Source organism: Sphingopyxis sp. GW821-FHT10B01 (genome assembly GCF_059415685.1).
The window spans coordinates 125,635-147,482 of record NZ_JBWKNS010000007.1; the positions used below are offsets into that span (position 1 = coordinate 125,635).

A 21,848-nucleotide genomic window follows, 5' to 3' on the forward strand; every position below is an offset into this window, starting at 1 on the left:
GCGGTCGCTCCATCGGAAGGAGAGAGGGGGAACCGCGGTGGCGGGTGCGATAGTAATAACTCAACTAAATAAATTGACAATAGGCTTCGGACGGAATGAGCGCGGGATGCGGCGAACGGTTTCGACGCTAGTCGCTGATCTTTTTGAACTGCGGCTCGAACGTTTTTGCGCGTCGCAGCTCGGGGAATATCCACGCCCACAGTGCGGTGACGCCGACCGCCGCCGCGCCGCCCACGACCACCGCGCCGACCGGGCCGAGGGCGGCCGCCATCGCGCCGGCGCGCATCTCGCCCAGTTCGTTCGAAGCCGAAATGGCGAGCCCCGATGCGGCGCTGACCCGGCCGCGCATATGATCGGGCGTATTGAGCTGGATCAGCGTCCCGCGCACGAAGACCGAGAACATATCGGCGGCGCCCATGAGGACGAGGATTGCGAGCGAGAGGACCAAATTGGTCGAGAGGCCGAATATGACGGTCCCGACGCCGAACACGGCGACCGCCCACAACATCTTCACCCCGACGTTGCGCTCGATCGGACGGATGGCGAGGCCCACCGCTACCGCGACCGATCCGAATGCGACGGCGGCGCGCATCAGCCCGGCGCCTTCGGGCCCGGCGTGCAAGATATCGCGGGCGAAGACAGGGAACATGGCGGTCGCGCCCGCCAGCAGAACGGCGAACAGATCGAGCGTGATCGTGCCGAGCAGGAAGCGCTCGACCCAGACGAAGCGCAGCCCGTCGACCATCTCGCGCAGCGGATGGCGGCGAACCTCGGCGGGCGGCGGCTGGACCGGCCGTACACGGCTGAGGGTGAAGGCCGATATGGCGAGAAGGACGGCCGAGAAGACATAGACCGAGCCCGGGTGCGCGGCATAGATGAGGCCGCCCGCCGCAGGGCCGATCACCGACGCCGACTGCCACGCGATGCTGCTCATCGCGATGGCGCGGGGAAGCACGGCGGGGGGAACGATATTGGGTGCGATCGCGCTCATTGCCGGGCCGGAGAAGACACGCGCGACGCCGTGGAGTGCGGCCAGACCGAAGAGCAAAGGCAGCGTCAGTTGGTCATGCCAGGTGAACCAGCCGAGCGAGGCGGCGATCAGGAGATCGATGAGGTTCGAGAAGATGGCGACGCTGCGCCGTTCGAACCGGTCGGCCGCCCACCCGGCGACGGGGGTCAGGATCGCGAGCGGAACGAACTGGAACAGGCCGAGCAGCCCGAGCTGGAACGAGGCGTCCCTGATCGACATGCCATAATCGGTGCGCGCGGTATCATAGAGCTGGTAGCCGATCACGACGACCATCGCGATCGTCGCCATCACCGCGGTGAAGCGCGCGACCCAGAAATAGCGGAAGTCGGGATAGCTGAGCGGGGAGGGGGCTTTGGGCGCTGCTTCCGGCATAACCGGATCTTCGACTTCTGGTGGGGGGATCGTTGCCATCAGGCTTTGCCGTAGCCGGCTTTTCGCGGCTGTCCAGATGGCATAGCTTTGCCGTTCGTCGATTATCGGATGTCATTGGTCCGGGGCGCTGGCACAAGCGCGGCACAGGAGTTCAGGGAGATACTCGAATGAAAAGCAGATTTGCCCGCTTTGGCGGTGCTGCGATGGCCGCGACGTTGCTGGCCCTCACCGCGTGCAACGCGTCGGACAACAAGTCGGCAACGGCCCCGAGCGCAAAGAACTGGACCGAGTTCCGCGACCGGTTCCTTGCCGGCTATTTCCCGCTCAACCCGAATTTCGCGGTCTATCAGGGCAAGCATGAGTTTGACGGGCAATTGCCCGACTGGTCGCCCGAGGGGATCGAGAAGCAGGCAGCCTATCTGGAAAAGGCGATCGCCGATGCCAAGGCCTTTGATGGTGAGATGAGCCCGGCCGAGAAATTCGAGCGCGACTATCTGGTCCATGTCGCGCAGGGGCAGTTGTTCTTCCTCCGCGATACCGATTTTGCGCAGAAGAACCCAGCTTTCTATACCGGCGCGCTCGATCCCAATGTCTATATCGCGCGGCCCTATGCCGACGCGACGACGCGGATGAAGGCGTTCATCGCCTATGCCGAAAAAGTCCCCGCAGCCGCGGCGCAGATCAAGGCGAACCTGAAACTTCCGCTGCCCGCGACCTTCGTCAAATATGGCACCGCGGGTTTTGGCGGTTTTGCCGATTATTATACCGGTGACGCAAAGGCGGCCTTCGCATCGGTCAAGGATGCGGCGCTGCAGAAGCAGTTCGACGAGGCGGCGGCGAAGGCCGGCGCGGCGATGACCGATCTGGCGAAATATGTCGGATCGCAGCCCGGAACGCCCGACGGCTATGCGCTCGGTGCCGACAAATTCGCCAAGATGATCCTGACCAACGAAGGCGTCGACACGCCGATTGATGAACTCGAACGCATCGGTCAGGCCGACCTCAAGCGCAATCAGGACGCGCTGAAGGCCGCCTGCGCGACTTATGCTGCGGGCATGACGATCGCCGACTGCATGAAGAAGATGAATTCGGACAAACCCGCCGGCGGCCCGGTTGCCGAAGCGCGGCGCCAGTTGCCGACGCTGCGTGCCTTCCTGATCGAGAAGGACATCGTCACGATCCCCGGCACCGAACAGGCGCAGGTTGAGGAATCTCCGCCGTACAACCGGCAGAACAGTGCCTATATCGATATTCCGGGGCCGTATGAAAAAGGCCTGCCGTCGGTCTATTATATCTCGCCGCCCGACCCGAGCTGGGACAAGCAGACGCAGGCCGATTTCGTGCCGGGCCGCAAGGACCTGATGTTCACCTCGGTCCACGAAGTCTGGCCGGGGCATTTCCTCAACTTCCTCCACGCGAACCGCGCCGAGAGCATCTTCGGCAAGCTGTTCGTCGGCTATGCCTTTGCCGAGGGCTGGGCGCATTATACCGAAGAGATGATGTGGGACGCGGGGCTGGGCGAGGGCAATCCAGAGACGCATATCGGTCAGCTGTCGAACGCGTTGCTGCGCGATTGCCGTTATCTTTCGGCGATCGGGCTGCACACCAAGGGCATGACCGTTGCGGACAGCGAGAAGCTGTTCAAGGAGCAATGCTATCAGGACGAAGGCAATGCCCGCCAGCAGGCGGCGCGCGGCACCTATGATCCGGCCTATCTCAACTATACGATGGGCAAGCTGATGATCCGCAAGCTGCGCGACGACTGGACCAAGGGCGACCGGAAAAAGTGGAAAGCCTTCCACGACGAATTCCTGTCGTACGGGGGGCCGCCAATCCCGATGGTGCGCGCGGCGATGATGAAGGAAGATACGCCGAAGGCGGTCTTCTGAGGCTCGCGCATCGATAAGTTGACGACGCACGGACGCGCTCCTAGGGCGCCTGTTGAGTATCGCCCGGACACCGGGCGCGTCCGAAAGCGAGCCCATGTCCGCATCGCGACTTAGCGTTATCATGCCCGTATTCAATTCCCGGCCATTCGTTGGCGCGGCGATAGATTCGATTCTGACGCAAACATTTGGCGATTTCGTTTTCTACGTCGTTGACGACGGGTCGACCGACGGGGCTGGCGACCTGGTCGCTGAAAAGGCTGCGCGCGATCCGCGAATACAGCTGATCCGGCAGGAAAACCGCGGTATCGTTGCCAGCCTTAACCGCATGCTTGTGCTGGTCGACACGCCCTTTGTCGCGCGCATGGACGCCGACGACATCGCCATGCCCGACCGCTTCGCCCGCCAGCTCGAACGGATGGAGGCCGATCCGCAGCTGGGTGCGCTCGGCACGCAGTTCGAAGAGATCGACGAAGCCGGACGAAAGATTTCGGATGGTGTGGCGATGCCTGTCGGAACCGCGCTCGTGCATCCCGAGCTCGAACAACGGCAGCCGATCGCCAACCCGACCGCGATGTTCCGCGCCCAGGCGTTGCGCGATGCGGGGCTGTACCGGGCGGCTTTTCGCTATTGCGAAGATTATGACCTTTTCCTTCGCCTGTCCGAAATCGCCCGTATCGACAATCTGCCCGAGACCCTGCTGCTTTATCGCCGGTCACCGGGACAGATGAGTGTGCTCAATCATGGGGTGCAGACCCGGCAGGCGGTCTATGCACGGCTCGCGCATCGCGAAAGGATGGCGGGTCGGCCTGACCCTTTTGCCGGCGCGGACATGCTGCCGACGCTTTCCGAACTCGACCGGGTGCTGGGTCGGCCTGGCGTCGCTGCGGAGGTGGAGACCGAGATATTGTTCGCTCACCGATATGCGGTAGGCAGCATGAACGACGCAGAGTTCGCCGACTATTGCGCGGCAACGGCGCGCGGCATCAAGGGTAGCGATATGCGGACAGTGGTGCGCTGTCTCGCTGAAGGGCGGCCCGGGCGCGCATGGCGACTGGTACGGGCTCTCGCAAAGGGCGGGCTGGCGAATCGAGCCGTTGATAGCTAGCCTCCCGAAAAAGGGCTGATCCATGGTCGATGTCTTCATTTCCTATTCGCGCGAGAACAAGGCGCGGGTGGCCGATATCGCCGCTGCGGTGGCTGCGGCGGGGTACGACGTGTGGTGGGACGCCGAGTTGCCGCCGCACCGCTCTTACGGCGATGTGATCACCGAAAAGATCGGCAACGCCAAGGCGGCGATCGTCGTCTGGTCGCACGCATCGGCGCAGTCCGAATGGGTGCGCGCGGAGGCCGATGTCGCGCGCAACCAGAAAAAGCTGGTGCAGACGGCGATCGACGATGTCATGCCGCCGCTGCCCTTCAACCAGATCCAGTTCGCCGATCTTCGCGACTGGAACGGCGATCCGGGGCATGGCGGCTGGCGCAAGGTGCTGATGAGCCTTGAAGAGCTTTGCGGACGCGAAGCCGTGCCTGCAGCGCCGGCGAAACCCGCGGCGGTCCAAAATGCCGCGCCGTCCCCGCCTTCGGCCGATCGGCAAGGGCCACCGTCGGCGCCGAAATCATCGTTTCTGCCGTGGGCTCTGCTGGGGCTGGCGGTCATCGCCGTTGCCCTGCTCGCGTGGAAGCTTTTGCAGCCCGCGCCGGCAGCGCCCGAAGTCGCGGCGGTGACAACGTCGGGCAGCGTAGATGGAAAGCCGCCAGCAGGCGCGGCGGCCAACGATCCTCCAGGTCCTGCGGAGGCCTTCACGCTGGCAGCGGTCATCGACGATCCCGACGGCTTCACGAACATCCGTTCGGGGCAGAGCACCAAAGCCGCCATCGTAGGCAAGGTGCTCGAGGGCGAAAAATTCCTGACCTACAAGCAACCCGGCTCCTGGTGGCGGGTGCGCAAGGCGGACGGCACGACGGGCTTCATGTTCCGAAAATATATCCGGTTGGTGGAGGGCGGGGGGCAACCGGCCGCTGTGCCCGCACCGGTCGGCGTTGGCGGCAGCGGAGTCGTCATTCCCGATTCCTCCGACCGTCTGCTGTCGGCCGACGAACTTGGCAATTTCAGCGCGCTCGAACTGCGGATTGCGCGCAACGAAATCTTCGCGCGAAATGGACTTCGTTTCAGCGACCCGTCGCTGCGTGCGCATTTCAGCCAGTTCAGCTGGTATCGCGCGACCAGCGACAATGTCGAATTGTCCGCCATCGAGAAAGCCAATGTCGCGCTGTTGAAAACGGCTGAAACCGCCGCGCAATGACCGCGTCGGCGGATCCCGCCAAGGCGGCCGAAGCCGATGTCGCGCACCGGTTGGGACAGGGCGATGCGCTGAGCGCATTCGATTGCGCCGCGGCGGCGCGGCGCAATGGCGTCGACAGTGCGCATCTACGATATCTGATGGTGCGCGCGCTTGCCGCATCGGGCGACAGCATGGGCGCGATGCATCTTTATGAACAGCTCGACCTTGCGGCGTCGGATGACGTCGACAGCCTCGCGCTGGCGGGACGGATCTGGAAGGATGCGGCGTTCGACGAAGAGGGCGACCCCCGAGCGATGCTATTGGGACAGGCTGCCGCTGCCTATGACCATGCCTGGCGGCTTTCGGGCGCATCCTTTCCCGCGATCAATGCCGCCAGCCTCTACGCCTTGCTGGGAGAGCGCGAGCGTGCGGCGGCTTTGGCGGAGCCGATCGCTGCCAATGGTGCGGGCGATACTTATTGGGATCAGGCGACGCTGGTCGAGGCGCTGTTGCTGCTGAATCGCGGCGAAGAAGCCTTGCGCCGTGCCACGACGGCCAAAGACCAGGCCGGCACGCGCGCCGGTGATCGCGCCTCGACCTGCAGGCAATTGTCGCGCCTTGCCGCCAGCGGAGCCGTCGACGCCGGCCACGCCGCGGCGATCGCCGACTTGCTGCGCCCGCCGCCGGTCGGCGTCTATTGCGGCCGCATGTTCCGCGCAGGCGGTGCAGGGGAGGCGAATGCCCGCGCCGCGATTGCCGCCGCGCTCGACGCCCGGCCGCTGTCGGCGCTGATCGGCCCGCTCGCTTGCGGCGCCGACATCTTGTTTGCCGAAGAGGCGCTGGCGCGGGGGATCGACTTGACGATCGTGCTGCCCTTCGCCGAGGATGATTTCATCGCCCAGTCGGTCGTTTCGGGCGGCGAGATGTGGCGCGCGCGTTATGTCGATTGCCGTGATCGCGCGGCGATGGTCCATTTCGCCAGCAGCTCACGCTATGTCAGCGACGACTGCCAGTTCATCCTTGGCTCGCACACCGCGATGGGGCTCGCCAAGCTCCGCGCGCGCGAACTGGAAACGGCGGCGCTCCAGCTCGCGGTCGTCGACCCCGATGTTGCGGCGCGCCCGTCGGCAGCGATCGCGGGCACTAATGCCGATATCGCGCTCTGGCAAAAGCATGGCGGCGAAACACGCACGATTCCGGTTGGCGATCTCGACCGCAATCTCGATTTTCCTCCCGCGCCCACGCCGCCCAAGGGAACGCGCCGCGGACTTTACGCGATCTTGTTCGCCGATTTTGCGGGTTTCTCCAAATTGGGCGAAGCCGAACTGCCCATTTTTGCGAGCGAGGTGATGGGCGGGATCGGGCGCATCCTCGACGATTTCGGCGACGCCGTATTGTTCCGCAACACATGGGGCGACGCGGTCTATGCCATCATCGACGAACCGGCGACCGCGGCGCGGATCGCGCTCGCAATGCAGGAAACGCTCGATGTGTTGCCGCCGGGGCTGGGGCTGGGGCTGGACGGACAGAAGGCCGGAATGCGGACCGGCATCCATTTCGGTCCGATCTATCGCGGCGTCGATCCGGTTGTCGGCAACGAGCTCTGGTACGGGACCGAAGTGACGCGGACGGCGCGGATCGAGCCGGTCACGCTGGTCGGGCAAGTCTATTGCACCCAGCCGCTCGCGGCGATGCTGGCGCTTGGCAACGCCCGCGATTTCGATTGCGACTATGTGGGCAAGGTCCGGCTCGCCAAGGATTATGGCGAACTGGCCCTTTATCGCCTGTCGCGCCGCTCAGTCTGACGGCGCGCGCAGCCGCGCGACGAAAAAGCCGTCGAGGCCGCCGGCGTTGGCCAGCATGTCGGGAAGGGTGCGGACCAGGCCATCGGCATCGGGCGTAATCGCCTCGGGCAATTCATCGGTGCGTGCAGGATCGATGGTCCACCCCGTGTGCAAAGCGAGGAAGGTCGACACCTGATCCTCGCCCTCGGCGCGTTCGAGCGAACAGGTCGCGTAGATCAGCGTTCCGCCGGGCTTCACCCAGCGCGCCGCGCGCGCCAGCAGCTCCGTCTGCAGCGCGGCCATCTCCGCAATGTGGCGGGGCTCGATGCGATGAAGGACGTCGGGGTGGCGGCGGAAAATGCCGGTCGCCGAGCAGGGGGCGTCGAGCAGGACCGCGTCGGCTGCTGCGTCGGGCGCCCACGACCGGATATCGCCCTGGACGATCTCGGCCGAAAGACCGGTGCGTTCGATATTGGCGCGCAGACGTTCGAGCCGCTTCGCGCTCGAATCGACCGCGACGACCTTCCAGCCCGCGGCCGCGAGCTGCATCGTTTTGCCGCCCGGCGCGGCGCAAAGGTCGAGCACGGTCCGGTCCGCGCCGGCCCCGAGCAGGCGCGCGGGCAGGCTAGCCGCCAGATCCTGGACCCACCAGCCGCCTTCGCTGTAGCCGGGCATCGTCTCGACCGCCTGTCCGCGCGGCAGGCGGCGATGCAGCGGTGCGAGGGTGATGGCGTCGGGCCACTCGTCTGTGCCGGGTTCGGCCGCGAAACTGAGATCGATGGGCGGCGGCACGCTCCACGCGGCCTCGGCCGTTTCGACCATCGCCAAACCCCATTCTTCGGCCCATCGTTCGGCGGTGGGCAGGGGCAGGGTGGCGCGTTCGGGAAGCTGCCAGTCTTCCTGCTGCGCACGCGACAGGATCGCGTGGACGAGTCGCCGCGGTCCGCCTGCGACGAGCGGCAAGGCAGTGGACACGACGGCATGGCCGGGGCTCTTGAGGACCAGCAGCTGGGCGAGCGCGATCCGCAGCACCGCGCGCGACTTGACGTCGTCGGGCAGGATCTGCGTCGTGGCGCCGTTGATCAGCGCGTCGAGGTCGGCCATCCAGCGCAGCGTTTCGGATGCGATCGCCACGGCAAAGGCGCGATCCGCGCCGGTCAGGCCCTGCGCGGCGGCGTGCATTGCGATATCCAGCGGATCGCCGCGGCGCAAAACGGCGTCGACCAGCCGCAATGCGGCGCGGCGTGTCGCGGTGCCCGCCGGGTCGGCTTCGCCTGCGGGGCGCTGGCGCGGGCGGCGATCAGTCATGACGGGAAACGGCGTGGTTGGCGTGGCTCATGAAAAATCCTATATATACGGTCATGACAACCGACAGCAGCCAGAACGCGACCATCGGCGGAACGCCGCGCGCTGTAAAGCGCCCCGCACACGTGAAGCCACCCGCAGGCTGGGTGAACAGCGCGGTTCCGGCGCCAGCGTCGATTCAGGAAGAAAAGGCGGAGAATCAGCCCGGCGGGCGTAACCCCGTGCGCTATGGCGATTGGGAACTGAAAGGGGTCGCCGTCGATTTCTGAGCGATCGGGCGGCTCTTATGTCTCGCGCGATTGCGCTTGAGAGCGATAGTTTAGCGTGCATTGGGCCGCTCGCGGCCGATGGATCAAAAATGGCCGCCCCTGCCCAATGCAGCGGCGGCCATTTTATCTGTTCGTCCTCAGACCGCCGGCAGTTCCGTGTTGAGGGGCATCTTGCCGCTCTTCACCTGTTCGGCGAACACTTCACGCATCAGCTGCAGCGAGAAGAGGTGCGCAAAAATCAGGGCGAGAATGCCGTTCTGCGTCAGCTTGCGAAGCACGTCGCCGCGCAGTTCGCGCAGCTTGTTTTCGTCGACCATCTGGAAGCCGCGGTAGACGTAGGGCTTGTCATTGCCTTCCTGCTGGATGGCGACTTCGCCGTCCATCAGGAGGTCGGCCTTCTTCAACTCGTCCATGAACATGCTGGTGCGCTGTCCGGCTTCCTCGAAATTCTTGCAGAATTCGAGGACCGCCTGAACCTGCTCCGAAGGCTGGCCGTCGACGAACAGCGCATCGCCTTCGTCGAATTTGCCCAGCGCGCCCGACGTCGGATCGAAGCACAGCGACAAATCTTCCGAATCGGGCTGAAGCCGCGCGAGAAGGAAGGGGTAGCGACGGACATAGGCCGGCACATAGATCGGGTTGAGCAGCTTGCCTTCGTCGTTGACGAAGGTGTTGATACCTTCGTTCAAACCCATCAGCGCCAGCGGAACCGGATTTTCGCCCGACGAAAACACGATCGGGAAAAAGCGGCAGGCCGAGACGAATTCGTCCGACGTCAGCGGGATCGCATGCTGTCCGACCAGAAACTCGGCGTTGTCGAGCGGGCGCGCGTGAAAGTCGGCGTGATCGACGCTCGAGAGCGGGATGAGGTCCTTGTAAAAGAGCGGCAGGTTGGCAGGTGCGGGCGCAGTGGCCATGTTTGAACTCCGGTAGGATCCCGTGGGTCGGGACGAAAAAGGATAAAGCGCCTTATTGACCCGCGTCGCGCGGCGCAAGGGGGCGATGATGTTGTGTGGCTGCGGATGTTTGAAGCGTCAGGCGATCAGCTTGCCGGGGTTGAAGATGCCCGCGGGATCGAGCCCCGCCTTGACGCCGCGCAGCGCGGCCAGTCGCGCCACACTGTCGAGCTCGGCCAATATGTCGCGTTTCATCTGCCCGATGCCATGTTCGGCCGAAATTGATCCGCCCAGTTCAATGACATGCGTATAGACCAGCCGGCTCACCTCTGCGCCATATTTGGCGATCCATGCTGCGCCATCAACGTCGATCGGCGGCTGGACATGATGATGGACATTGCCGTCGCCGAGGTGCCCGAAAGACAGCGCGCGCGCGCCCGGAAAGGCTCGTTCGAGGCGCCGCGGGTTTTCGGCGATAAAGGCCGGCATCAAATCGACCGGCACGCTGATGTCGTGCTGCAGCGCGGGCCCCACGGCGCGCTCGGCTTCGGATATGGAATCGCGCAATCGCCAGAAATCCTCGCTTTCCCGGTCATTTTTGGCGATGACGACATCGCGGATCAGCCCGGTATCGAGCGCTGCGGCGAGTTGCCGTTCCAAAGCCTCGTCCAGAGCCCGATCCTTTTCGCCCGCCAGTTCGACCAGAACATGCCAGGGCTGCTCGACCGCGAGCGGTGCGCGCGTCTGGGGGATATGGCGCAGGACCGCCGCGATACAGCTCTGCGGTATCAGTTCGAACCCTTCGAGCTCGCGCCCGATGGCGGGGTCAAGCAGGCGCAGCAGCGCCAGCGCGCTTTCGGGCGAATCGATCCCGACCCACGCGGTGCGCCGCGCCATGGCGGCGGGAACAAGGCGCAGGCTGGCCGCAGTGACGATGCCTAGCGTTCCTTCGGCGCCGCAAAACAGATGCCGAAAGTCGTAGCCGCGATTGTCCTTCTTGAGCGGTGCCAAGCCGTCGAAAATGCTGCCGTCGGGCAGGACGGCCTCGATGCCGGCGACCAGCGTGCGCATCGTCCCGTGGCGCAGCACCTGTGTGCCGCCGGCATTGGTCGACACCAGCCCGCCAATTGTCGCAGACCCCTTGCCTCCCAGCGTCAGCGGGAAGCGGAGGCCGTGATCGAGGACGGCATTGTGGAAATTCTCCAAAACGACCCCCGCCTCGGCAACGGCAATCTGTGCGGCCTCGTCGACATGACGCAGGCGGTTCATGCGCCGCAGGCTCAGCAAGAGCTGATCGCCGCTCGCATCGGGTGTCGCGCCGCCGACCATGCCGCTGTTACCGCCTTGCGGGACCAGTGCGACCTGCGCTTCGGCGCAAAGGCGCACGATCGCGGCAACCTCTTCGGTTGTCGCGGGCGACAGCATGGCCGCGGCACGGCCGTGATATTTGCCGCGCCAGTCGGTCAGCCAAGGCGCCATCGCATCGGCGTCGATGCTATAGCCCTTCGGCCCGAGCAAATTTGCGAGCGCATCGAGCAGCGATGCAGATGGCGGGCGTGTCATGCCGTTCCACTCCGGAAATTTCTCCCGCCGCAAACCGGGCGATAAGCGGGCAGGGATCGACAACAGTTCATTTGATGTTCAATCACCCTTGTTAAAGAGGGCGATGGACGAATAGTATCTTTTCGTCCAGCGGGCATGGACGCGGGAGCCACGGGTGAACGGAATCTTCTGTCAGGACGCCGAAGGAGCGGCAGCGCAGCTGTGCTGACGGCGGCATTCCTGTGGTTCGTGGCGGCTGCGCCGGCTGCCGATGCGGCAGCGCCCGTTGCGGCTCCGGAGCCGTTGGTGGCAATCTCCGCGCCGCTTTCCGAACAGACGTCATCCTTTTGGCAATTGGTGATCGAGCAGCAGTTGATCATTCGCGTGCCCGCGCAGCGATCGCAGCTCAACAGCTTTTCGGCCGGGCCCGCTCCATCCAGTCGTGCGACCGAATTGCCCATCGTCTGGAAAGAGAAAAAGGCCCCGAAATGCGTGTCGATGCGCAACATCATGGGCATGCAGGCGGTCCAGCGCGACAGCATCGATTTGATCACCCGGCAGAGGCAACGGCTTCGCGCGCAACTCAATCGCGGCTGCCGGGCGCTTGATTTCTACGCCGGCTTCTACATGCAAGGCAGCAAGGACGGGAAGCTTTGCGAGGATCGGGACCAGATCCACGCGCGGACCGGCGCAAAATGCGAGATCGACAAGTTCAAGCTGATGGTTCCGGTCCGCGACGACGATTAATCGCGTTTTTCTTCGCCTTTCCTTGACTTTTTATCGCCATTTGCCCAAGGGCCGCGGCAACGTCCGCCTGCGTGGGAGGCTGGGCGCCAACTCTTTTCCGGACATGATGATCTTATGAAATTTGCCGACATCGGCCTTTCCGACGAACTTTTGCGCGCGATCGACGAGTCGGGCTATAACGAAGCGACCCCGATTCAGGCGGGCGTCATTCCGTCGGTGTTGATGATGCGCGACATCATCGGCATCGCCCAGACGGGCACCGGCAAGACCGCGTCGTTCGTGCTGCCGATGATCGACATCCTCGCCCATGGCCGCGCCCGCGCGCTGATGCCGCGCTCGCTGATCCTCGCCCCGACGCGCGAGCTTGCAGCGCAAGTCGCGGAGAATTTTGAAAAATACGGCAAGTATCACAAGCTGTCGATGGCGTTGCTGATCGGCGGCGTCCAGATGGGCGATCAGGTCAAGGCGCTGGAAAAGGGCGTCGACGTGTTGATCGCGACGCCGGGCCGCCTGATGGACCTGTTCGAACGCGGCAAGATATTGCTGACCGGCTGTAACCTGCTCGTCATCGACGAGGCCGACCGGATGCTCGATATGGGTTTCATCCCCGACATCGAGAATATCTGCACCAAGCTGCCCGCGACTCGGCAGACCCTGCTGTTCTCGGCGACGATGCCGGCGCCGATCAAGCGGCTGGCCGACAAATTCCTGTCGAACCCGAAGACGATCGAAGTTGCACGCCCGGCGAGCCGGAACGAGAATATCGAACAGTTTCTGGTGAAGACATCGGAGCGGAGCAAGCGCGACACGCTTCGCAGCCTGATCGAGGCCGAAGATATCCATACCGCGATCATCTTCTGCAACCGCAAGACGACCGTGCGCGAGCTGGCGAAATCGCTGCAACGCTATGGCTATAAGGCGGGCGAGATCCAGGGCGACATGGACCAGTCGAGCCGCACCGCCGAGCTCGACCGCTTCAAGGCCGGAACGATCAACATCCTGGTGGCATCGGACGTCGCGGCGCGCGGCCTCGACGTCAAGGGCGTCAGCCATGTCTTCAATTTCGACGCACCATGGCATCCCGACGATTATGTCCATCGCATCGGCCGGACCGGGCGCGCGGGCGCCCATGGGCGCGCCTTCACGCTGGTGACGCCGTCCGATGACGAAGCGATCGACAACATCCAGAAGCTGACCGGCTACAAGATTCCCGTGGATGGTGGGAGTGCGCCGTCGGCCGATGTCGCCAAGCCCGAGCGGGATGGGGAAGAAACCGAGCCGCGGCGGGGACGTTCGGCACGCGGTGGCCGTGGCAAAAGCGCCGCCAAGCCGGACGCTGCCAAGCTGGACAAGGCGCCGTCGCGTCCGGCCGCTGTTACCGAAACGCCGCCGGCGAAGCCGCGTGAAGACCGGAAGCCGCGTGGCGATCGCAAACCGGCGCCCGCGCATCGGCACGACGATCAGGATGGTCCCGACGATGGCTGGAATGGCCCGATGCCGGGTTTCCTGTCGGTCGGTTTCGGAAGCTGACGCCGGATTGGCGCCGTATGCTGGTCAGAGCCTGACCAGCATTTTCCCGATATTACCGCCGGAAAACAGGCCGAGGAAGGCGTCGGGTGCCGACGCCAATCCGTCGTGCACGGTTTCGCGCATCGTCACCGCGCCGCTGGCGATCAAGCCGCCCATATCGGCATAGAATTCCTCCATGCAGTCGATGAACTGGTCGGTGTAGATAAAGCCTTCCATGCGAATCCGCGCCGGGATGGTGCGGATCAGATATTTCATCGCCTGCGGTTTCGCGTCGTTATAGACATCGATCATGCCGCAGATCGCAAAGCGCGCAAAGTCGTTCGCCGTCGCAAAGGCCGCGTCGAGATGCTCGCCGCCGACATTGTCGAAATAGACGTCGATGCCCGGCTTGCTGAGGCGTTCGAGCGCGGCGGCAAGCTGGGGCAACACTGGCCCCGCCTTGTAGTCGATGGACGCGTCGGCGCCGAGATCGTCGACCCACGCGCATTTTTCCGCGCCGCCCGCCGAACCGATCACGGTCATTTCGCGCGCCTTGGCGACCTGGACGACCGCGGACCCCACCGCGCCCGCCGCGGCCGAGACAAAGATCGTGTCGCCAGGTTTCGCGGCGGCAACACGGAGCAGGCCGATCCACGCCGTGCCGCCCGTCAGCCCCATATTATGCAAGAAGGTCTGCGGGGTCAGGCCTGCCGCGAGCGCCTCGGCGGGCAGCTTGTTGGGCATCATGTCGAGGCCGACGACGCCGCCGTCGCGCCAGCCGGCCATGTGGAGGACCAGGTCGCCGGCCGCGAAGCCTTCCATCGTGCTTTCGATAACTTCGCCGATCGCGCCGCCGGTCATCGGCTGGTCGATCTGAAAGCCCGCGGCATAGCTTTTGGCGTCGTTCATACGCCCGCGCATATAGGGGTCCACCGACAGCCACAGATTGCGAACGCGTAACTGCCCCTTGTCCAGCGGCGCATCGGGCAGCTCGCGCAACGCGAAATTGTCCATCGTCGGCAGCCCCTGCGGACGACTGGTCAAATGCCATGCCTTGGCCATCGGAATCCCCCCATTCCTGTCTTTCGTACCGCGACGGCGGCGGCCGCCAGATAAGCCGTTGCCACTGTCAATCGGTGCCGTTAAAACCCCGCGGTCGCGGGGCCGTAGCTCAGATGGGAGAGCGCTGCAATCGCACTGCAGAGGTCAGGGGTTCGATTCCCCTCGGCTCCACCAGCGACCTTTTTGCTTCGTCGGCCCCGAAAATTGCGGATCTCGTCCTTTGCGGCGACTAGCAGATGGCCCTGCATCGTCCCTTCACAAATCCGGTAAACGCGGCAGTCGCGATAGAGGCGCGCCCATGCCCCGTCATGGCTTTCGCCATAACGGGGCATTGGCGCGTCGCAGGCGGGTCAGCCCACGGGAGGCGTTGCAGGGTCACTTTCGCCCGGTCTCGCGCGCATTTGCTGGCGGACGGCGACCATGAAGCGGCTGCGCCAGAAAGCGACGATCAATGCGAGGAGGATACCCCATGGAAGCAATGCCGCGCCCAGTGTCAGGACGAAGCTGAGCGCGGTGCTGCCGCTCCGCATCAGTGTCTCGCTGGCGCTGGCGAAGGGGTTTTCATGGCCGATCCCGGGCAGGCCGCCATCGCTGGCATAGTTGAACGCGACGCTCGTCCAGGCGATGCGGGCTTCGCCGCTGCGACGGCTCTGGCGTTCGTCGCCGATCTGACCGCGAAGCTGGCTGATCTGCGCCAGCAGTTCGGCGCGTTCGCGCTTGTCGAGCCCGCCCGCCTTCAGCCGTTCTTCGAGGCGCGCGATTTCGGTTTCGGAACCGGCGCTGCGTTGCTGCGAGGCGAGGATTTCGGTACCGACATCCTCGCCCGCGACGCTGGCGTCGGCGAGGACGCCTTCGGCCTTTTCGACGCTGGCGATCGCATTGGCGCCGAACTTGCGGGCGATACCGGGTTCGAGCTTGAACTGGGTCTGGGCCTCGACAAGCTTTTCGTCGGTGAGCTGGTAGCGGACGTCGACGATGCGGCAGCGCTGGACGCCCAGCGTTTCGCAGGCGGCGGCATGTTCTTCCTGCACCTTGCTGATGCGATTGTCGGCGAGGCGGAAGGTGTAGGCATAGTCGAAGGCGACGCCGGGCGCGGCTTCGATGCCGATGCGGGGGGGAGAAGCGGTGTCGGCGGCTTCTTCGGCTGCGGCAGGGCTTTCGCTATTTGCTGGACCTGAAACGCTCGTCTCGTCGGACGATTTTTCCGAACAGCCGACCAGGGCGAGCGCCATCGCGCCCGCTAAGAGCTTAATTTTCATAGATTACTCTCCCAAAACGCGACTCGTTGGCCGCGTGGGATGACATATCATAACTGATCTAGTTGACAATAGCGTTCAGGCGAGGGCGATGAAGCTGTCCAATACCCTTTTGGTCCCGGCCTGTTCGAATTCGACTTCGAGCTTGTTGCCGTCGATATCGGTGATGTCGCCATAGCCGAACTTTTCGTGGAACACGCGCATCCCGACCGCAAGGTCGGCGCGCGCCTTGGCGCCGACCGAGGCGGCGGGGCCCTTTTCGCTGGGCGCCGGGGCGCGGGTGACGGTCGACGATCCGGCCACTGCACGCTGCCATGCGGGGCCGCGTGTCATGGTGCGCGTCGCGTTCCGCTCGGCGACCTGCGCGAAAGGATCGCTCTGCGCCGACCAGTTGGCGCGCCACAAACTCGCCCCACCACCGAAGCTGTTTTCGCTGTCGACATGCTCGGGCGGGATTTCGGCAATGAAACGGCTCGGAATGCTGCTCATCCACTGGCCATAGATGCGGCGGTTCGCGGCGTGATAGATGCTCGCACGCTGCCGGGCGCGGGTGATCGCGACATAGGCGAGGCGGCGTTCCTCCTCGAGGCTAGCGGTGCCGCCTTCGTCCATCGAGCGCTGCGACGGGAAAACGCCATCTTCCCAGCCGGCGAGGAAGACATGATCGAACTCCAGCCCCTTGGCGGCGTGGATCGTCATGATCGTGACGGTTTCGGTCGTGTCGTTCTGGTCGCGGTCCATCACGAGGCTGACATGTTCGAGGAATTCCTCGAGCGTTTCATATTCCTCCATCGCGCGAACGAGTTCGGACAGGTTTTCGAGGCGCCCCGCGGCCTCGACGCTGCGGTCGGCCTGCAGCATCGCGGTATAGCCCGACTCGTCGAGGATGAGCTGGGTCAGTTCGGGGTGCGAGAGCTGGCTCGCCTTTTCCTGCCAGCCGCGGACCTGCGCGACGAAGTTCGCGAGCTGGCGGCGCGCCTGCGGGGTCAGCTCGTCGGTTTCGATGAGGCGCGCGGCGGCGTGGAGCAGCGATGCCTGTTCGTGGCGAGCATATTGGTGGATGCGCTGGAGCGCCTTGTCGCCGAGCCCGCGCTTCGGCGTGTTGACGATGCGTTCGAACGCGAGGTCGTCGGCGGCCGAGTGGACGAGGCGGAGATAGGCGAGCGCATCGCGGATTTCGGCACGCTCGTAGAAGCGATAGCCGCCGACGATGCGATACGGCATGCCGATCGCGATGAAGCGGTCTTCGAACTCGCGCGTCTGGAACTGCGCGCGGACGAGGATCGCGGCGCGGTCGAGCGAGGTGCGCTGGCGCTGGAGGCTTTCGAGCTCCTCGCCGATCCGCCGCGCTTCCTCAGGGCCATCCCACACGCCGACGACGCGCAATTTGTCGCCGGGTTCGAGATCGGTCCACAAAGTCTTGCCGAGGCGGCCGCTGTTCTGCGCGATCAGCGCCGAGGCGGCAGCGAGGATCTGCGGCGTCGAGCGGTAATTTTGTTCGAGGCGGATCACCGTCGCGCCGGGAAAATCCTTTTCGAAGCGCAGGATGTTCGCCACCTCGGCGCCGCGCCACGAATAGATCGACTGATCGTCATCGCCGACGCAGCAGATATTCTTGCGCGTCTGCGCGAGCAGGCGCAGCCAGAGATACTGGCTGGCGTTGGTGTCCTGATATTCGTCGACGAGGATATATTTGAAGCGCTCCTGATATTGCTCGAGCACGTCGCGGTGGTTTTTGAGGATCACCAGCATGTGGAGCAGCAGATCGCCGAAATCGCAGGCGTTGAGCGTCTTCAGCCGCGCCTGATAGAGCGCGTAGAAATGCTGCCCCTTGCCGTCGGCATAGGCTTCCTTGTCGTCGGCATCGAGGTCGGCGGGGACGAGTCCGCGGTTTTTCCATTTGTCGATCAGCCCGGCGAGCTGGCGCGCGGGCCAGCGCTTCTCGTCGAGCCCCTCGGCCTGGATCAGCTGCTTGAGCACGCGCAGCTGGTCGTCGGTGTCGAGGATGGTGAAATTGCTCTGCAGCCCGACCAGTTCGGCGTGGCGGCGCAGCATCTTGGCGGCGATGCTGTGGAAGGTTCCGAGCCAGGGCATCCCCTCGACGACATCGCCGACCATCCGCCCGATGCGTTCGCGCATCTCGCGCGCCGCCTTGTTGGTGAAGGTCACCGCAAGAATTTCGGACGGCCACGCGCGGCGCGTCGCCATGATGTGCGCGAGCCGCGCGGTCAGCGCCGCGGTTTTCCCCGTGCCGGCGCCCGCGAGCATCAGCACCGGGCCTTCGGTTGTCAGAACCGCCTGCCGCTGCGGGCCATTCAATCCTTGCAGATAGGGTGGGTCCGAGGGACCGGGCGGGGGCAGGTCGGGCGTCGAGATGGAGGGCGTGTTCACGCGCGAACGATTAGGGAACAGCGAGGATGCTGTCCAGTGCAGAGAGGCGGGTCGAGGGGCCGGTTCCGCTACGCTTCAACGCGTCGAGCGTCGCGAGCGCCATCGCGCGATAGGCAGGCAACAGGTCCGGCGAATGGGCATTGAGCGCGTCAATATGATCGCCGATCGTCCGGGCGTCACCGCGCAGCAGCGGTCCCGACAGGCCGGCAAAGCCTTGATCGAGGCTGTTTTCCAGTGCCGCACGGACAAGCGGGGCGAGCAAGGCCGCCGGATCGTCAACCCCGGCATCGGCGAGCGCGGAGGACGCGCCGGCGATCAGCGTCACCAGATGGTTCGACGCATGGCACAGGGCGGCATGATAGAGCGCCCGCCGGTCCTCGGCGATTTCGACCGCGACGCCGTTCAACAGCGCGACGATGCGTTTCGCCTGTCCGGTGGCTTCGGGTGTCGAACCGGTGATTGCGAACCGCGCCTCGGCCATCCGCCGGATTTCGCCGTGGGGATGTCCGGTAAAGGTCATTGCCGGATGCACCGCCGCGGTCAGCGCACCTGCCGCGCGGACCGGATCGAGGATCGCAGCGCCGCTGCGCCCGCTGACATGAAAGACGAAGGGCGCGCGGCCAGCCGGCAAGCTGTTTGCCATATCGGCAGCAATGTCTGCCAAGGCATCGTCCGACACCGCGATGGCGACGACATCGCACGCATCCATCAGATCGCCGATGTTCGCGGCAATATCGGCGCCACCGACCCGCGCAGCGGCGGCGCGCGCGTTCTCGGGGGAGCGGCCCCATAGCAGCGGCCGGGCGGCCGAATGCGGAGCGAACGCGAGGGCAAGCGCCTGCGCGACACGGCCCGCGCCGATGATGCCGAACTGGTGGAATCGGGGATTGTCCATGTCTGTGCTGTAACGGGTTGGCGGCGGTTTCGCCAATCGGTGGGAGGGCGGTCGCTGACGAGCGGTTGCGGACAAAACTGTTCCCGTTCGCATCGAGCGAAGTCGAGATGCCCATCGGCGCGGCGCAAGGTCGAGGGGTGTCTCGACTTCGCTCGACACAAACGGCTTTTGACGGCGGCTAACGACCGATAGCTGCCCTTCCTGTCATCGTCACCCCGGACTTCATCCGGGATGACGAAGGTCTGGAAACGACCAATTGCGGACATCTTCTCCCCTCCCGCAAGCGGGAGGGGTCGGGGGTGGGCAGCGACGTTGCGTTCGTGCCCACCCCGCTGCGGCTAGCCAGCAAGCTGGCAAGCCTCGTTGCCCCTCCCGCAAGCGGGAGGGGAGAGCAACGACCGCTTTCCACCCAAAGCCGCCGCCCGCGCTTGGGCGTGGCCGTCGACTTCCTTCAATTCGCGGGCTTCAGCGTCGCCAGCCAGTTCAATATCTCGCTCTGCAGCCGGATGCGCGCGCCGGACCAGCCATGGTCGGTTGCGACATGCAGCGTCCGGAGTTTCGTGCCACCTCCGGCCTTGATCGCGCTGCTCAGCGCATCGCTCATCGGCGCAAAGCCATCGTCGGAGGTCAGCACGAACAGGTTGGTGTCGACGAGTTGCGGGGCCGCCTTGACGAAGTCGAAGCGGTCCTTGTTGGCGATGATCTCGTCCGCCATGATTTCGGGGCTGGTGCCGGCGAGCGCTTCGAGCCCGTTGGCGCGAAGCAACGCTGCGGCCTGATCGCGCGGCAGGCCGCCGAGCGCGCCCATGTTGCCCGAAGAAATCATCGCGGCGCCGAGCAACTGCCTGTCGTGCGCGGCGGTCAGCGCGGTGACCCAGCCACCCATGCTATGGCCGATGACGACGAGGCGCGCCGGGTCGATGCGCAGCTTCTTGGCGAGGGGGGAATGGCGCGCAAAGTCGAGCACGGCGTCGGTATCGTCGAGGTTGCCCGCGAAGCGATAGTCGCCGGGGCTGCCCCACGAACCACGATAGTTGAAGGTGATGACGGTCCAGCCGGCGCGGCGCATCGCCTGGGCGAGGTCGAGATTCTTCTCGAGCCCGGGAAGGCCGTGACACAGGATGACCGTTGGATGGGGCCCCGCTCCGGCGGGGACATAGACGACGCCGTTGATCCGGACGATATCGACCGGGATATGGACGACCTCCATCGTCGCGGGATATGCCTTGTCGGCGGGCGGGTCGGTGTAAATCGCCGCAGGGATATTCGCTGCGCCCGTGGCAAGGGCGGGAGAGGCCAGCGCGGCCAACGCCGCGGCCGCAATCCACATTCGCATCGTCATTCTCCCCCGGTTCTGAAACTTCCGCCGCGGCCTGCGCCTTCGGTGAATCTCTTCGCGCCCGCCGCTGCGCCCTCGCGCAAGGGGGCGACGCCCGCATGCGCTTCGTGCCCGAGCGCGCCCTCGACGTCGAAATCCCATTGGCGATAGGCGCTCAACCGGTCGCTGTTCATGCAAAGCTGCGGAAAGGCGGCGATCTGTATGGCGAGTTCGATCGATGCGGTGAGCGTCGCGCCATCGGCGACAATGCGGTCGGCGAGGCCGATACGATGCGCTTCGTCGGCGGCGACCGGGCGGCCGGTCAGTATCATGTCGAGCGCGCGGCCTTGCCCGACGATGCGCGGCAGGCGGACCGTGCCGCCGTCGATCAGCGGGACGCCCCAGCGCCGGCAATAGACCCCGAACACGGCGCTTTCTGCCGCGACGCGCATGTCGCACCAGAGCGCGAGTTCCAGCCCGCCCGCGACGGCATGTCCCTCAACCGCTGCGATGACCGGCTTTTCGAGCAGCATGCGTGTCGGCCCCATCGGGCCGGGGCCGTCGGGATCGTAGCGCGAGGTGCCGACCGCGCCGAGGTCGAAGCCGGCGCAAAAATGCCCCTCGCTGCCGGTCAGGATCGCGACGCGCGCACCATCGTCGGCGGCAAAGGCGGTAAAGGCATCGCGCAATCTGCCGGCGGTGTCCGGATCGACGGCATTGCGGCGGGCAGGACGATCGATGGTAACGATCGTAACCGGACCATCATGGTCGACAGACACGGACATTCGGGGCTCCTTGACGTCGAAACGGACGACACGCGGGCTAGCACGATGCGATAGGGACTTGAAAGGCCGATGCAGCGACCCTAAATCGGAGACATGCGGGCCGGGCCCCTCTGGCGTTGGCGGGATGTTTCCTGTCACGTGATGTCGGACCGCATCGGGTGACTCCGATGCTCTGGCCCTACCTCCCCCCTGAACGCGGGGTCCCGGCATCAGCGTCACCTGCTTGATCTGTTCAATCAGGAGGCCCTTTTATGACCTTGAATCCCAATCTCTATCGCCTGACCGTCCTGCATCGCCAGCTCGACGACGCCGTACGCCGCGAAGTGCGCCGCCGCGGCGCCGACCCGTTCCGTTTATTGCGCCTGAAAACGCTCAAACTCGCGGTGAAGGAACGGCTCGCGGCGCTGACGATGCGCCCTGCGCTACGCCCCGCGCTCGTACGCTAACCCCTTATAATATAAGATCGGACACGCTGCCGAAAGGCGGCGTGCCCGGCGTTTCCAGGGAAAGATCATC

General features: G+C 64.9%; 18 protein-coding genes and 1 tRNA gene. 9 read left to right on the forward strand and 10 right to left on the reverse strand.

What is annotated here, in order from left to right; translation table 11 throughout:
• Positions 1–127: 127 nt before the first annotated feature.
• A complete protein-coding gene (locus tag AC07NV_RS19710) occupies positions 128–1,402 on the reverse strand; it encodes an MFS transporter (RefSeq protein WP_495168095.1) in 1,275 nt (424 codons plus the stop codon).
• Positions 1,403–1,569: 167 nt separating this feature from the next.
• Between AC07NV_RS19710 and AC07NV_RS19715 the strand changes: the two genes are divergently transcribed.
• From AC07NV_RS19715 to AC07NV_RS19730, 4 genes are all read left to right on the forward strand, one after another.
• Entirely contained in the window at positions 1,570–3,291 is a 1,722-nt protein-coding gene (locus tag AC07NV_RS19715; protein WP_495168096.1) for a DUF885 domain-containing protein, read from the forward strand.
• Positions 3,292–3,412: 121 nt separating this feature from the next.
• The gene (locus AC07NV_RS19720) at positions 3,413–4,396 is read left to right on the forward strand and encodes a glycosyltransferase (protein WP_495168097.1); all 984 of its coding nucleotides are present in this window, start codon (positions 3,413–3,415) and stop codon (positions 4,394–4,396) included.
• Positions 4,397–4,418: 22 nt separating this feature from the next.
• Positions 4,419–5,594 carry a TIR domain-containing protein gene (locus tag AC07NV_RS19725; RefSeq protein WP_495168098.1) on the forward strand — a complete coding sequence of 392 codons (1,176 nt, stop codon included), beginning with the start codon at positions 4,419–4,421 and terminating at the stop codon, positions 5,592–5,594.
• Positions 5,591–7,378 carry a tetratricopeptide repeat-containing protein gene (locus tag AC07NV_RS19730; protein ID WP_495168099.1) on the forward strand — a complete coding sequence of 596 codons (1,788 nt, stop codon included), beginning with the start codon at positions 5,591–5,593 and terminating at the stop codon, positions 7,376–7,378. Before AC07NV_RS19725 ends, AC07NV_RS19730 begins: the two co-directional genes overlap by 4 nt.
• Here AC07NV_RS19730 and AC07NV_RS19735 read toward each other — a convergent pair.
• On the reverse strand, positions 7,370–8,665 hold the full coding sequence (locus AC07NV_RS19735) for an RsmB/NOP family class I SAM-dependent RNA methyltransferase (protein WP_495168100.1): 1,296 nt from the start codon (positions 8,663–8,665) through the stop codon (positions 7,370–7,372). The two genes, AC07NV_RS19730 and AC07NV_RS19735, sit on opposite strands and share 9 nt — an antisense overlap.
• Positions 8,666–8,718: 53 nt before the next feature.
• Here AC07NV_RS19735 and AC07NV_RS19740 point away from each other — a divergent pair, with 53 nt between their 5' ends.
• The gene (locus AC07NV_RS19740) at positions 8,719–8,931 is read left to right on the forward strand and encodes a DUF1674 domain-containing protein (RefSeq protein WP_495168101.1); all 213 of its coding nucleotides are present in this window, start codon (positions 8,719–8,721) and stop codon (positions 8,929–8,931) included.
• Between the two features lie 137 nt (positions 8,932–9,068).
• On the opposite strand, the gene AC07NV_RS19745 is transcribed toward AC07NV_RS19740, so the two are convergent.
• Both AC07NV_RS19745 and AC07NV_RS19750 read right to left on the reverse strand, forming a co-directional pair.
• The gene (locus tag AC07NV_RS19745; protein WP_495168102.1) at positions 9,069–9,848 is read right to left on the reverse strand and encodes a SapC family protein; all 780 of its coding nucleotides are present in this window, start codon (positions 9,846–9,848) and stop codon (positions 9,069–9,071) included.
• Between the two features lie 117 nt (positions 9,849–9,965).
• A complete protein-coding gene (locus AC07NV_RS19750) occupies positions 9,966–11,390 on the reverse strand; it encodes an FAD-binding oxidoreductase (RefSeq protein WP_495168103.1) in 1,425 nt (474 codons plus the stop codon).
• A 201-nt stretch (positions 11,391–11,591) separates the two neighbouring features.
• On the opposite strand from AC07NV_RS19750, the gene AC07NV_RS19755 reads away from it, so the two are divergent.
• Positions 11,592–12,116 carry a hypothetical protein gene (locus tag AC07NV_RS19755; protein ID WP_495168104.1) on the forward strand — a complete coding sequence of 175 codons (525 nt, stop codon included), beginning with the start codon at positions 11,592–11,594 and terminating at the stop codon, positions 12,114–12,116.
• A gap of 114 nt (positions 12,117–12,230) precedes the next feature.
• Positions 12,231–13,646 (forward strand): DEAD/DEAH box helicase, encoded by a 1,416-nt coding sequence (locus tag AC07NV_RS19760; RefSeq protein ID WP_495168105.1) that lies wholly within the window; start codon positions 12,231–12,233, stop codon positions 13,644–13,646.
• A gap of 24 nt (positions 13,647–13,670) precedes the next feature.
• Here AC07NV_RS19760 and AC07NV_RS19765 read toward each other — a convergent pair whose 3' ends face one another.
• Positions 13,671–14,687, reverse strand: a complete 1,017-nt coding sequence (locus AC07NV_RS19765) for an NADP-dependent oxidoreductase (RefSeq protein ID WP_495168106.1) — start codon at positions 14,685–14,687, stop codon at positions 13,671–13,673.
• A 98-nt stretch (positions 14,688–14,785) separates the two neighbouring features.
• On the opposite strand from AC07NV_RS19765, the gene AC07NV_RS19770 reads away from it, so the two are divergent.
• Positions 14,786–14,861: transfer RNA gene (locus AC07NV_RS19770), tRNA-Ala, on the forward strand.
• Between the two features lie 176 nt (positions 14,862–15,037).
• Here the strand turns inward: AC07NV_RS19770 and AC07NV_RS19775 are convergent.
• From AC07NV_RS19775 to AC07NV_RS19795, 5 genes are all read right to left on the reverse strand, one after another.
• Positions 15,038–15,946 carry a DUF4349 domain-containing protein gene (locus tag AC07NV_RS19775; protein ID WP_495168107.1) on the reverse strand — a complete coding sequence of 303 codons (909 nt, stop codon included), beginning with the start codon at positions 15,944–15,946 and terminating at the stop codon, positions 15,038–15,040.
• Between the two features lie 75 nt (positions 15,947–16,021).
• Entirely contained in the window at positions 16,022–18,334 is a 2,313-nt protein-coding gene (locus AC07NV_RS19780; protein WP_495168108.1) for an ATP-dependent helicase, read from the reverse strand.
• A gap of 10 nt (positions 18,335–18,344) precedes the next feature.
• Entirely contained in the window at positions 18,345–19,229 is an 885-nt protein-coding gene (locus AC07NV_RS19785) for a Rossmann-like and DUF2520 domain-containing protein (RefSeq protein ID WP_495168109.1), read from the reverse strand.
• Positions 19,230–19,680: 451 nt separating this feature from the next.
• The gene (locus AC07NV_RS19790) at positions 19,681–20,565 is read right to left on the reverse strand and encodes an alpha/beta hydrolase family protein (RefSeq protein ID WP_495168110.1); all 885 of its coding nucleotides are present in this window, start codon (positions 20,563–20,565) and stop codon (positions 19,681–19,683) included.
• A gap of 2 nt (positions 20,566–20,567) precedes the next feature.
• Positions 20,568–21,332: a crotonase/enoyl-CoA hydratase family protein gene (locus AC07NV_RS19795; protein WP_495168111.1), complete on the reverse strand. Its 765-nt coding sequence runs from the start codon at positions 21,330–21,332 to the stop codon at positions 20,568–20,570.
• A gap of 251 nt (positions 21,333–21,583) precedes the next feature.
• On the opposite strand from AC07NV_RS19795, the gene AC07NV_RS19800 reads away from it, so the two are divergent.
• On the forward strand, positions 21,584–21,778 hold the full coding sequence (locus AC07NV_RS19800) for a DUF465 domain-containing protein (protein ID WP_495168112.1): 195 nt from the start codon (positions 21,584–21,586) through the stop codon (positions 21,776–21,778).
• The last annotated feature ends 70 nt before the right edge of the window (positions 21,779–21,848 follow it).